Raw genomic sequence first — 13,708 nt, forward strand, 5'->3', positions numbered from 1 at the left:
AGACAGGGCCGATCTAGGTAATGACGCTGGGCTCGGTGCGTTGGGTTCGTGCCTGGACCCCGGCAAGCCGCTCGCAAAGCTCGATGAGAGGTTGGAGGGCTGACTGGGTGTCGAGATCGTGGTTTCCATCGGCGGGCTCATATCGTTCGAGGTAGAGCCGCAACGTGGCGCCCACAGTGCCGGTTCCAGACAGGCGCAGGACTATTCGCGAGCCATCGGTAAAGCCGATGCGAATCCCCTGTTTGGCGCTGGTCGAGCCGTCCACCGGGTCGTGATAGGTGAAGTCGTCGGCATAGGCGACTTCGAGTCCGTCGAACACCTGACCGGGCAGGCTCGCCAGGCGCCCGCGCAGATCATCGACCAGGGCATTGGCAATGGCCGTGTCTACTTCCTCATAGTCGTGGCGCGTATAGTAATTTCGCCCATAGGTCGCCCAATGTTCGCGCACGATCTGATCGACGCCCTGCTTGCGCACGGCGAGGATATTGAGCCAGAGCAGCACGGCCCAAAGTCCGTCCTTTTCGCGCACATGGTCGGAACCGGTGCCGGCGCTTTCCTCGCCACAAATGGTGACCCGGCCGGCATCGAGCAGATTGCCGAAGAACTTCCAGCCGGTCGGCGTCTCGTGCATCTCGATGCCGAGTTTTTCGGCCACGCGATCGGCGGCAGCGCTGGTGGGCATGGAGCGGGCGATACCGGCAATGCCACCATTGTAGCCAGGCGCCAGATGCGCATTGGCCGCAAGCAGCGCCAGCGAGTCCGAGGGCGTGACGAACCGGTTCTTGCCGATAATCAGGTTGCGATCGCCATCGCCATCCGACGCGGCGCCAAAATCGGGGCCGGCCTCGGTCATCAGCAGGTCGAACATGTCCTTGCAATAGACCAGGTTCGGATCGGGGTGGCCGTCATTGAAGCTGGGCGAAGGCACGCCATTGATCACCGTGCCCTTGGGCGCGCCCAAGATGCCTTCGAGAATGGCATGGGCATAGGGGCCGGTCACGGCGTGCATAGCGTCGAAGGTCATGCGGAACCCGCCGGCGAACAGCGCGCGAATGGCGTCGAAATCGAACAGCGTCTGCATCAGCGCCGCATAATCGGTGACCGGGTCGATCACCTCGACGGTCATGTCGCCGACTTTCTGGGTGCCGATGGTGCCCAGATCGATATCGGGCGTGTCCTCGCTCTTATAGCTGTCGATCACCTTGGAGCGGGAAAAGACCGCGTCCGTGATCTTCTCCGGCGCCGGGCCGCCATTGCCGATATTGTACTTGATGCCGAAATCGCCGTCGGGGCCGCCGGGATTGTGGCTGGCAGACAACACCAGGCCGCCAAAGGCCTTGTAGTGGCGAATGATATTGCTGGCCGCTGGCGTCGAGAGCAGGCCGCCCTGCCCCACCAGCACCTTGCCGAAGCCATTGGCAGCGGCAATGCGGATGGCCTTCTGGATGGCGACATCGTTGTAGAAGCGTCCATCGCCGCCGATCACCAGCGTCTGCCCGGCAAAGCCTTCGAGGCTATCGAAGATCGCCTGGATGTAGTTCTCGACATAATTGGGCTGCTGCCAGACCGTCACGCGCTTGCGCAGGCCCGACGTGCCGGGCTTCTGGTCAGAAAAGGGGGTGGTCTTAATCGTCTGCACTGTCATCTGTCGAAAGTCCGATCAATGAGGCATAGAGCTGGGCATAGCGGGCTGCGCTGGTCGCCCAGCTGACATCCGACTTCATCCCGCGCCTCTGCATTTTTTTCCAGGATTTCTCGTCCGCATAGAGCGCCAGCGTGCGCCTGATGGCGTCGGCCAAGGCGGTTTCGCTCGGCGGAGCGAATTGCACGCCTGTTGCAACCTCGGCCTGCAGCGCTGCCACATTGGCGTCGATCACGGTGTCGTTGAGCCCGCCGACGCGACTGACCAGCGGCACGCAGCCATAGCGCAGGGCGTAGAGCTGTGTGAGACCGCAGGGTTCGAAGCGCGAGGGCACCATCATCACATCGGCGCCGCCCTGGACGAGATGGCTGAGCTTTTCATTATAGCCCGTCACGAGCCCCACCCTGCCGGGATGGCGCATGGTGGCGCTGCGGACAGCGTTTTCGAGCTCGGCATCGCCCGATCCCAGCACCGCCAGCTGCGCGCCTTCGGCGACCATGAGGTCGATATTGGCGGCAAGAAGGTCGATGCCCTTCTGCCAGGTGAGGCGACTGACGACCGCAAAGAGCGGACCATCGGCCTGGTCGAGGCCGAAGGCCTCCTGCACGGCGCGCTTGTTGGCGAGCCGGTTCTGCATGGTGCTGGCGGTATAGGTCTGGGCCAGTGCCGGGTCAGTCGCAGGGTTCCAGGCATCCATGTCGATGCCGTTGAGCACGCCGAAGACCGTCGCCGAGCGGTTGTTGAGCAGGCCCTCGAGCCCCATGCCGAAGGCGGGGGTGCGGATTTCGCCGGCATAGCTGGGCGATACGGTGGTCACCACATCCGCGCATTCGACGCCGGCCTTGAGATAGCCGACGCCACCGTAATATTCGACGCCCTCCACCGAAAAGGCGTGCTCGGGCAAGCGCAGCTGGCCGAAGATCTCGGCCCCGAACGTGCCCTGGAACGCCATATTGTGGACGGTCATCACCGTCTTCAGCGTCGGTGAAGGGCCGTATTTGACATAGGCCGGCACCAGGCCCGCCTGCCAGTCATGGGCGTGGATGACCTGCGGGCGATAGCCTTCGACGAGGCCCAGCCCTAGTTCGGACGCTACCCAGGACAGGGCCGCAAACCGCTTCCAATTGTCCGGCCAGTCCCAGCCTTCCGGCCCCACATAGGGATTGCCGGGCCGGTCATAAAGCGCTGGGGCATCGAGCACGATGAGATCGAGCCCATCCACCCGGCCGGCGACCAGCCGGCCGCGAACGCCAAAGAGATCGGCAAAGCTGGCAACCTCGCGGCCGCCGCTGAGCCTGGCCATGACCGCGGGATAACCGGGAACCAGGGTGCGCATGGTCACCCCGGAGCCGCTTAGCGCGCCCGGCAGGGCCCCGGCCACATCGGCCAGGCCCCCGGTCTTGATCAGTGGATAGACTTCCGAGGTTACGGAAAGGACTTCGATCATCGGTCGGCCAGGTAGCGATTGACCATGGCCTGGGTGATGAGCGTCACGCCCTCTTCGGTGCGACGGAACCACTTGGCGTCGAATTCAGGATCCTCGCCGACGACCAAACCCTCGGGGATGGAAACGCCGCGATCGATCACCACCTTCTTGAGCCGCGCATTGCGCCCGATATCGCAATAGGGCAGCACCACCGCCTCTTCGAGCACCGAATAGGAGTGAACCCGGCTGCCGGTGGAGAGCAATGTGCGCTGCAGATGGCCGCCCGAGATGATGCAATCGCCCGAGACCAGCGAGTTCACGGCAGAGCCGCGGCGGCCGTCGAAATCGTGCACGAACTTGGCCGGCGGGGTGATCTCGGCATAGGTCCAGATCGGCCAGTCGCGATCGTAGAGATCGAGCTGCGGATTGATGTCGGTCAGGTCGATATTGGCCTTCCAATAGGCATCGACCGTGCCCACGTCGCGCCAATAGGCGACGGTTTCATTGCTGGAGCGGACGCACGAGCGGGTGAACCGATGCGCCCAGGCGGTGCCGTTCTTGACGATATAGGGAATGATGTCCTTGCCGAAATCGCGGCTGGACCCCTCGGTGGCGGCGTCGCGGCGCAGCTGTTCCATGAGGAAGCGGGTTTCGAACACATAGATGCCCATCGAGGCCAGCGCCATTTCCGGCTTGTCGGGGATACCCGGCGGGTCCTTGGGCTTCTCGACGAAATCGATCACCCGGTCGCGGCCATCCACATGCATGACGCCAAAGCCGGTGGCTTCCATGCGGGGCACTTCCAGACACCCGATGGTCACGTCGGCGCCGGTGTCCACATGCTGGCGGAGCATGATTTCGTAGTCCATCTTGTAGATATGGTCGCCCGCCAGGATGACGATATAGCGGGCGCCGTAATCCTCGATAATGTCCATGTTCTGGTACACGGCATCGGCCGTGCCGGCATACCACATGTCCTCGGCCACGCGCTGGGAGGCAGGCAGCACGTCAAAGCTCTCGTTACGTTCCTGGCGCAGGAAGTTCCAGCCGCGCGACAGGTGACGGATAAGGCTGTGCGCCTGATATTGCGTCGCCACCGAAATACGGCGAATGCCCGAATTGATGGCATTGGACAAAGCAAAGTCGATGATGCGCGACTTGCCGCCGAAATAGACGGCCGGCTTGGCGCGCCGGTCGGTCAGTTCCATCAGCCGCGTGCCGCGGCCACCGGCCAGCACATAGGCCATTGCCTCACGCGCCAGCGGCGATGGTACACGATAATCTGCCATTTAAGTTCCCTCCACTACTGTCCGGATTGAACCGGAACGTATGCGCCCGAACCGGTCATTCCGGCTCAAATTTGAGAAACAGTGTTGCCAGCGGCGGCAGGTAGATCTCTGCCTCCGCCGGCCAATGCCGCCCCTCAACGGCCTTGGCCACAACGGCACCCTGGTTCCCGGTGTTCCCGCCGGCATACCAGCCGGCATCGGTATTGATGCGTTCCACCCAGCGCCCGGCCAATGGCATGGGCACCTTGTAGCCACTGCGCGGCACAGGGGTGAGATTGGTGATGACGAGCACCGGATCGGCACCCGGCGCCTTGCGCAGCCAGGCCAGCACCGAATTGGCGTGGTCATTGGCATTGACCCATTCGAACCCATCCGGCTCGCAATCGCGTTCATGCAGCGCCGGCAGGCTGCGATAGGCGGCGTTGAGGTCCGAGACCAGCCGCCTCATGCCTTCATGGGGCGACGAATCCAGCAGCCACCAGTCGAGCGCCTTGCCCTCGGCCCATTCCTCGCGCTGGGCGAATTCCTGGCCCATGAACAAGAGCTTCTTGCCCGGATAACCCCACATAAAGGCGAGATAAGCGCGCAGATTGGCGAATTGCTGCCAGTCGTCGCCCGGCATCTTGTTGAGCAGCGAACCCTTGCCGTGCACCACCTCGTCATGGCTGAGCGGCAGGACGAAGTTTTCGCTATAGGCATAGACCATGCCGAAGGTCAGGTCGTTGTGGTGGAAGCGGCGATGGATCGGATTACGGCTCATGTAACGCAGCGTGTCGTTCATGAAGCCCATGTTCCACTTGAACCCGAAGCCCAGCCCGCCTGCAAAGGTGGGGGCGCTGACGCCGGGCCAGGAGGTGGATTCCTCGGCGATCATGAAGGCGCCGGGAAACTGGGCATAGACCTCGGCATTGACACGCTGCAGGAACGCCACCGCTTCCAGGTTCTGGTTGCCGCCATGCTTGTTGGGCACCCATTCCCCCGGCTGGCGGGAATAGTCGAGATAGAGCATCGAGGCCACCGCATCGACGCGCAGCCCGTCGATATGGAATTTCTCGAACCAGAACAGCGCATTATTGGTGAGGAAGGACGAAACTTCCTTGCGCCCGAAATTGTAGATCGCGGTATTCCAGTCGGGGTGGAACCCCTGGCGCGGATCGGCATGCTCGTAGAGCGCGGTGCCATCGAAATTGCTGAGGCCATGCGCGTCGGTTGGGAAGTGCGCCGGTACCCAGTCGAGGATGACACCAAGACCCGCCTCGTGCGCGGCATTGACCAGCCGCGCAAAGCCGGCCGGATCGCCGAAGCGCGCGGTTGGCGCAAACAGACCGGTGGGCTGATAGCCCCAGCTCGGATCGAAAGGATGCTCGGAAATGGGCAGGAATTCGAGATGGGTATAGCCCATATCGGCGACATAGGGCACCAGCTGCTCGGCCAGCTGGTCATAGCTCAGGAACGAGCCATCGGGCCGGCGGCGCCAGGAGCCCAGATGCACCTCGTAGATGGACATCGGGGTGCGCCGCCAATCATGGGTGGCGCGCTCTTCCATATATTTCTGGTCGGTCCAGGTGAAGGGCGTCGGATCAGGCACGATAGAGGCCGTTCGCGGCCGCAGTTCCGCCTGGCGGGCAAAGGGGTCGGCCTTGAGCGGCAGGACCTGGCCATCGGGCCCGACGATTTCGTATTTGTAGATGGTGCCGGTGCCCAGAACCGGAATGAACACTTCCCAGATGCCCTGGCGGTTGCGCATCGGATGGCGGCGACCATCCCAATTGTTCCAGGGGCCGACAACCGAGACGCGCTGGGCATTGGGGGCCCAGACGGCGAAATGGGTGCCGTGGATGCCCTCGAATTCCATCTCGTGGGCGCCCAGCTTATCGAACAAGCGCAGATGGCTGCCTTCACCGATATAGTAATCGTCCATCGGCCCGAGCACCGGCCCGAAGGAATAGGGGTCGAAGACATCCCAGTCACCACCGGCATTGCCGGCGCGATAGCGAATGGGCTGGGGCTGGTCGACCGCCACCTTGCCTTCGAAGAAGCCGGCGGCATGGCGCGGATAGAGATGGCCCAGTTCCTTGCCGTCGAGCGTAAAGGCCGTCAGCGTTTCGGCATGCGGCACGAAAGCCCGCAGCACCCAGACGCCATCGACTTGATGCAGCCCGAGAAAGGCGAAGGCATTGGGGTGACGACCCGCCACCACTGCCTCGACTTCCCAGCCCTCGGCCTGCCAGTTTTCCTTGCTCACGCCTATACTCCCCCTGTGGCCTGTCAGGCGTAACGCCTCAGACCCTCATACAGATGCTCGGTGGCGGGCCTGATTTCTCGTGTCAGCCTCTGCCCGCACACCCTGCTCATTTTACGCTGTCGGCACGTTCCAGATGTCGGCGGCATATTGCCGGATCGTGCGATCGGACGAGAAGAAGCCGACGCTGGCGGTGTTGCGGATCGCGATGGCGTTCCACTTGGACCGATCGCGCCAGATGGCGTCCACCTTGGCCTGAGCGGCGCAATAGGCGTCGAAATCGCGGGCCACCATGAACCAGTCATGGTCATAAAGCCCGCCCACCAGATCGCGATAGCGATGCGGATCGTCCGGCGAGAACACGCCCGAGGCGATGGAATCGAGCACTTCCCGCAGGCGCGGCGAGGCATCGATCACCGAACGCGGCACTTCCGACCGGCCACGCCGCTCTTCGACCTCTTCGGTGGAAAGGCCGAAGATGACGATATTGTCGGCCCCCACTTCCTTGTGCATCTCCACATTGGCGCCGTCCATGGTGCCGATGGTAAGCGCGCCATTGGCCATGAACTTCATGTTGCCGGTGCCCGAGGCCTCCATGCCCGCCGTCGAAATCTGCTCGGAGAGATCGGCGCCCGGGACGATGATTTCCGCCAGGCTCACATTGTAGTTCGGCAGGAACACCACCTTGAGCAGGCCGCGCACGGCCGGATCATTGTTGATGACCCGAGCCACGTCGTTGATCAGCTTGATGATCAACTTGGCGTTCCAGTAACTGGGCGCCGCCTTGCCGGCGAAAATCTTGACGCGCGGCACCCATTCCCGTTCCGGATGCGCGCGGATGTCGTCATAGAGCGCCACCGCATGCAGCACGTTGAGCAGCTGCCGCTTGTATTCATGGATGCGCTTGATCTGCACATCGAACAGCGCCTCGGGCGACACCGTGATATTGACGCGATCCTTGATCAGCCGCGCCAGGCGCCGCTTGTTCTCGAGCTTGATGGCAGCGAATTGCTGCTGGAAGCCGGGATCCTCGGCGCTGGGCAACAGGCCCTTGAGCTTGTCGGTGTCGTCGAGGAAATCGGGACCGATCCGCTCGCTGATCAGCTTGGTGAGGCTGGGATTGCACTGCATCAGCCAGCGGCGCGGCGTGATGCCATTGGTCTTGTTGTTGATGCGCTCGGGATAGAGCTTGTGCAGGTCGGCAAAAACCGTCTGCTTCATCAACTCGGTATGCAGCGCCGAAACGCCATTGATCGAATGCGAGCCGACAAAGGCCAGCTGGCCCATACGCACGCGGCGGCCACCGTTTTCGTCGATCAGCGACACCGCGGCAATCTGCTGATCGGTGAAGCCGACGCGGGTGCGCGCCTCGGTCAGAACTTCGGCATTGATCTGATAGACGATCTGCATGTGGCGCGGCAAAAGCCGCTCCAGCAGCGCCACAGGCCAGCTCTCGAGGGCCTCTGGCAGGAGCGTGTGGTTGGTGTAGCCGAACGTGCCCTTGGTGAGCTTCCAGGCATAATCCCATTTGAGGCCATGCTCATCGATGAGGATGCGCATCAGTTCGGCCACCGAGATGGCCGGATGGGTATCGTTGAGCTGGATGGCCACCTTGTCGGGCAGCGAGCCCAGATCGCCATATTGCTGCAAATGCCGGCGCACGATGTCCTGCAGCGAGGCCGAGGAGAAGAAGAATTCCTGGCGCAGGCGCAATTCCTGACCCGCAGGGGTGGAATCGGCCGGATAGAGCACGCGAGTGATCGCTTCGGCCTTGGAGCTTTCCTCCAGCGCGCCGATATGGTCGCCCGAATTGAACTTGTCGAGCAGGATGGGGTCGATGGGCTGCGCGCTCCAGAGGCGCAGCGTATTCACCCGCGCGCCGCGCCAACCCACGATCGGGGTATCATAGGCCACCGCGAGCAGGTGCTCATTGGGCTGCCATTCCTGGCGCACCTCTCCATCGGGATCGGTGACCGGCTCGACATGACCGCCAAAGCCGACCTCATAGGCGCTTTCACGGCGTTCGAACTCCCAGGGATTGCCATGGGCGAGCCAGTCTTCCGGCAGTTCGACCTGCCAGCCTTCGCTCATTTCCTGGCGGAACAGGCCGTGGACATAACGGATGCCATAGCCATAGGCGGGAATACCGACCGAGGACATGGATTCGAGAAAGCAGGCGGCCAAACGGCCGAGGCCGCCATTGCCCAGCGCCGCATCGGGCTCCATGTTGATCAGGTCGCCCAGATCGACATTGAGGTTCTTGAGCGCCTGCTGCACCGGCTCCATCAGGCCCACATTGCTCATCGCATCACGCATGAGCCGGCCGATGAGGAATTCGAGGCTGAGGTAATAGACGCGCTTGTGCGATGTCCGCCACGTTTCGCGCGAGGATTCCATCCAGCGGTCCATGATGCGGTCGCGCACGGCCAGGATGGTGGCGCGCAACCAGTCATGCGGACGGGCGACAATGGGATCCTTGCCGACCGAATAGATCAGCCGTTCGAGGATTTCGGCCTGGATGGCCTCAACAGTCGTCGCACGGCGTTCGGGCGTAGGGGCATCGTAGACGATCGGCTTTTGCGGCATCACGCGATCCAGTGTTCATAACGATATTCCCCTCAGAATACGGCTAGTCTTGCACTTTATTTGTGCACGGAAAAGCCCCCTCGCATTGCCCATGTCGAAAGGGCTCTCCCGGCGCAAAATGCGTCCACTTCAGTTCTGCGTTGCCTTGCTGACACTGGCCTGGGCGCGCGCCTCGGTCGCGGCGGGATCGACAGCCACGCCACTTTCGCGTGCCTGATCGACCGCGTTGGAGAGCAGCAGATCGCGTCCGGCCTGCAATCCACCCAGCAATTGCGCTTCGAATCGCATGCGGTCGCGCTGCCGAAGTCCTTCTACCGCCTGTTCGATTTCCAACTCGTCTGCGCCCATGATGCGAATGGCCTGCGAGCCGAAGGCGATGGCGGATTCGAAGGTTTCGCGCAGCTCATACTCGACGCCGATCTCGCGCAGCTCCAGCGCATGGCCGCGGTCGAAGGAGCGGACCATGACCTTGGCCAGCGGGAACTCGTGGCGCATCAGCTCTGCAATCCGGGTGGAGGCGGTCTTGTCGTTGACGCAAATGAGCACCAGCTCTGCATGGACCGCACCGGCGGCATGCAGAATATCGAGCCGCGTACCGTCGCCATAATAGACCTTGAAGCCGAAAGTGGCGGCAGCCTGGATCATCTCCACATCATTGTCGATGATCGAGATCCCATGCCCTTGCCCCAGCAGCGCCTGGCTGGCGATCTGCCCGAAGCGACCAAAGCCGATCAGCAGCACCCGTTCCTCCAGCCCCTCGGCGACATCGACGCCATCGAGTGACTGCACCTTCTTGGGCATCAGCCGGCGCATCGGGATCAGCGCAAAGGGCGTAATCACCATGGACAAGATGACGGTGGCGGTGAAGATGGCATTGGAGGGTCCGTCGATGAGCCCGGACGACACGGCAGTGGTGTAGAGCACGAAGGCGAATTCGCCGCCCTGCCCCATCAGCACGGCCCGCTCCAGCGCTTCGCCATGATCGGACTTCAGCAGCCGGGCGATGACATAGATGGCCAATGCCTTGACCAGCATGAAAGCAACGACGGCCAGCGCGATCACCTGCCAGTTGGCGGCAACGATATCGAGTTCCAGCGACATGCCCACGGCGAGGAAGAAAAGGCCGAGCAGCAGGCCGCGAAATGGCTCGACATCGGCCTCGAGCTGGTGGCGGAAGGTGGAGGTGGAGAGCAGCACGCCGGCGAGAAACGCACCCATGGCCATGGACAGCCCGCTGATCTGGAACAACAGTGCCGCCCCCAGCACCACCAGCAATGCTGCCGCCGTCATCACTTCACGGACCCGGGCTTGCGCCAAAAGCCCGAAGAACGGGTTCATGATGCGTCGTCCGAGGAAGATCAGCAGCAGAATGGCACCTATGGCGCCGCCGAAACCGGCAAGACGCGTCAGAAGGCTCGCATCGCCGGTTGAAGGCGCGAGCAGCGCCACCACCGCCAGAAGCGGCACGATGGCGAGGTCTTCGAGCAACAGGATCGACACCATTTTCTGGCCGCTATCGCTGGCCAGTTCGCCGCGTTCGCCCAGGATCTGCATGACGATGGCGGTGGAGGTGAGCACAAAGCCCATGCCGAACACGAACGCCACTACCGGGGTGAAGCCGAGCAGAACGCCGACGCCAGTCAGCAGTGCGCCGCATATGCTCACCTGCACCACGCCGAGCCCGAATATCTGCTTGCGCAGCGCCCAGAGCTTGGACGGCTCCATTTCGAGGCCGATGATGAACAGGAACATCACCACACCCAGCTCGGCCAGATGCAGCACCGAAGCCGGATCGGTGATCAGCCCGATCCCAGAGGGGCCGAGCAGCAGGCCGGCGGCGAGATAGCCCAGCACCGAACCCAGACCCAGCCGCTTGAAGATAGGCACCGCCACAACGCCGGCGGCAAGCAGCGCCACCACCGGGATAAGGTCGATGCCGCCATGCGCGGCCTCCGCCACATGCGCTGCAACTTCGCCTGCCATAGACAACATCCTGAGAAATCGGGATGTGAGAGTGCTCGCACCGCCCCGTAATCGTCAAGCGGCACGAGGGCATGGCAGACAGGCAAGTGTCAGGCGGGTTCGACACCAGTGGGCGCGGTGCCCTCTGGCGGCGCCAAGCGCTCCTTCTTGCGCGGATCGGCCTCTTCCTCCTGCTTCTGTTCCTTGATCGCCTGCGCCGCATTGGCCAGCAATTCCTGGCGCGCAGTCATGCCGCGGGTGCGCCGCACCGGGCGCTTGGGCGTCACCGGCTTGCTGGGCAAAGCATGGGAAATGATCGAGGTGGCGATGAGCAGGGTCGGCACGGCGATCAAGCCGCCCACCGGACCCCAGGCCCAGAGCCAGAAGGTGATGGACAGAAAAATGATGAAGGGATTGAGGGTCAGCGTGCGGCCGATGAAATGCGGCGTAACGATCTGCCCCTCGACAAAGTTGATGCCCATATAGCAGAGCGCCGGCAGCACGATCTGCTCGATATTGGTCTGCGTGCCCAGGCCAACCGCCACCAGCACCAGGATCATGATGCCCTGCCCCACATAGGGGATGTAGTTCAGCACCGCCGCCATGGCGCCCCAGAGCAGCGGCGAGGGCATGCCGATGATCCACATGGCCAGCGTCACTGCACAGCCGACGCAGAAATTGATCATGGTGATGGAGAGCAGGAACCGGCTGACCTTCTGTTCGACATCGCGGAACACATGCGCCGTCCGCCAGCGCATGCGGCGGGTGACGCAAAGAGACAGCACGGAAATGCGGATATGGTCGCGGGTGGCGACGAAGAAATAAAGGCTGGCGAGAAAGATCAGCACCTGCGCCAGCATGGCCGGGGCGAGCATGGCGACGCTGGTGACGGTGCTGCCATCCTCGACGGTCACCGCCATGGCTGAACCGGAGCCCAGCACTTCGCCGACCTGCGACTGGAAATCACTGATCGCCTGCAGTGGCTCGCGGAAATTGGCCAATTGGCCTTGTAGCTTGGACCAGATCAACGGCGCCCGCGCCACCCATTCGCTGAGCGGCACGGCGAACAGCACCGCGAAACTGAAGATGACGCCGAGCAGGAGGAGCACCACCACTGCCGCCGATAAAGCCGGCGGCACGCCCCATCCTTCGACGCGATCTGCCACCGGGCCGAACATCAAGCCGACAACCACTGCAAGCGTCACCGGCGCTAGAAACACCTGCCCCAATTGCAGCATGACCAGCAGCACAGCGACGCCGATAAACACCAGTGCCAGTCGGGCGATATTGTTGAGCACGCGCTCGAACTGGCTTTCGTCCATGTCGCTGGCAAGCGGGCGTGCCGGGGTGCGGCTCATTTCAGGTCCTGGTGCTGTGCAGATGGCCATTAACGTTCGCTCAACGCTTTCGTTCCGAGACCGCGCACCCCGTCGACCTGAGCCCGGCGCTTGGCTAGGATTGATGGGTTAGAGACCAGATTCGAAGAGTGCTTCATGTCGCGCAAAATCATCATCGACACCGATCCCGGCCAGGACGATGCCGTCGCCATCCTGTTGGCGCTTGCTTCGCCCGCGGAGATCGACGTGCTGGCAGTCGTCGCCGTGGCCGGCAATGTCGGCCTGCACCACAATGCCAATAATGCGCGCAAGGTGGTCGAGCTCTCCGGCCGTCGCGAAGTGCCCGTCTATGCCGGCTGCTCCCGCCCGATGCGCCGCACCCTGGTGACCGCCGAGCATGTGCATGGCGATACTGGACTCAACGGCCCGGTCCTGCCCGATCCCACCATTCCGCTTCAGGCCCAGCACGGCGTCGACTACCTCATCGAAACGCTGATGAGCGCCGAGCCCAAGACCATCACCATCTGCGCACTGGGCCCGCTGACCAATGTCGCCATGGCGCTGGTCAAGGAGCCCCGCATCGCCGAGCGTATCCAGGAAATCGTCTTGATGGGCGGCGCCTATTTCGAGGTCGGCAACATCACCCCGGCGGCCGAATTCAACATCTATGTGGACCCGGAAGCCGCCGATATCGTCATGCGCTGCGGCGCGCCGATCACCATCCTGCCGCTCGACGTCACCCATATGGTGCAATCCACCAAGCCGCGGCTCGACGCCATCAAGGGGTTGGGCAACAAGAGCGGCCAGGCGGTCTATGACATGCTGACCTTCTCTGAGGGGTTCGACCTCAAGAAATATGGCTGGGACGGCGCCCCGCTGCACGACCCCACCGTCATCGCCTATCTGCTCAAGCCAGAACTGTTCGCCGGACGCGTCTGCAATGTCGCAATCGAAACGGCCAGCGAGCTCACGGTGGGCATGACCGTGGTCGACTACTGGCACGTCACCGACCGCCCCCGCAACGCCAACTATCTGCGTTCGGCCGATGCCGAAGGCTTCTTCGCCCTGCTCACCGAGCGCCTGGCGCGGCTGCCCTAGACCATTTCCAACTAAGGTGGACTCAGGGCGCTTTCGCCTCCCTCCCCCTTGAGGGGAGGGATTGAGGGTGGGGGTCCATCAGTGGATCGCTGGACCACCCCCCACCCCGGCCCTCCCCCTCAAGGG

The 13,708-nt window shown here is 62.8% G+C and carries 8 protein-coding genes; 1 reads left to right on the forward strand and 7 read right to left on the reverse strand.

The window, feature by feature from the left end; genetic code table 11:
* Positions 1-13: 13 nt before the first annotated feature.
* The 7 genes from BGO80_RS03740 to BGO80_RS03770 all read right to left on the reverse strand — a co-directional run bounded on the left by BGO80_RS03740 (position 14) and on the right by BGO80_RS03770 (position 12,505).
* Complete coding sequence (locus BGO80_RS03740) at positions 14-1,645, reverse strand: alpha-D-glucose phosphate-specific phosphoglucomutase (protein ID WP_286719191.1); 1,632 nt, start codon at positions 1,643-1,645, stop codon at positions 14-16.
* On the reverse strand, positions 1,626-3,086 hold the full coding sequence (gene glgA, locus BGO80_RS03745) for a glycogen synthase GlgA (RefSeq protein WP_286719613.1): 1,461 nt from the start codon (positions 3,084-3,086) through the stop codon (positions 1,626-1,628). The genes BGO80_RS03740 and glgA overlap by 20 nt, the downstream gene beginning before the upstream one ends.
* The gene (gene glgC / locus BGO80_RS03750) at positions 3,086-4,357 is read right to left on the reverse strand and encodes a glucose-1-phosphate adenylyltransferase (protein WP_126151389.1); all 1,272 of its coding nucleotides are present in this window, start codon (positions 4,355-4,357) and stop codon (positions 3,086-3,088) included. Before glgC ends, glgA begins: the two co-directional genes overlap by 1 nt.
* A gap of 55 nt (positions 4,358-4,412) precedes the next feature.
* Positions 4,413-6,602, reverse strand: a complete 2,190-nt coding sequence (glgB, locus tag BGO80_RS03755) for a 1,4-alpha-glucan branching protein GlgB (protein WP_286719193.1) — start codon at positions 6,600-6,602, stop codon at positions 4,413-4,415.
* 111 nt (positions 6,603-6,713) lie between these two features.
* Complete coding sequence (locus BGO80_RS03760) at positions 6,714-9,185, reverse strand: glycogen/starch/alpha-glucan phosphorylase (protein ID WP_126151391.1); 2,472 nt, start codon at positions 9,183-9,185, stop codon at positions 6,714-6,716.
* Between the two features lie 129 nt (positions 9,186-9,314).
* Positions 9,315-11,168 carry a monovalent cation:proton antiporter-2 (CPA2) family protein gene (locus BGO80_RS03765; protein ID WP_286719195.1) on the reverse strand — a complete coding sequence of 618 codons (1,854 nt, stop codon included), beginning with the start codon at positions 11,166-11,168 and terminating at the stop codon, positions 9,315-9,317.
* Between the two features lie 89 nt (positions 11,169-11,257).
* On the reverse strand, positions 11,258-12,505 hold the full coding sequence (locus BGO80_RS03770; RefSeq protein WP_286719197.1) for an AI-2E family transporter: 1,248 nt from the start codon (positions 12,503-12,505) through the stop codon (positions 11,258-11,260).
* A 135-nt stretch (positions 12,506-12,640) separates the two neighbouring features.
* Here BGO80_RS03770 and BGO80_RS03775 point away from each other — a divergent pair, with 135 nt between their 5' ends.
* Positions 12,641-13,582, forward strand: coding sequence for a nucleoside hydrolase (locus BGO80_RS03775; RefSeq protein ID WP_286719198.1), 942 nt, complete (start codon positions 12,641-12,643; stop codon positions 13,580-13,582).
* The last annotated feature ends 126 nt before the right edge of the window (positions 13,583-13,708 follow it).

Origin of the sequence: Devosia sp. 63-57 (genome assembly GCF_001899045.1) — a bacterium.
Lineage (GTDB): Bacteria > Pseudomonadota > Alphaproteobacteria > Rhizobiales > Devosiaceae > Devosia > Devosia equisanguinis.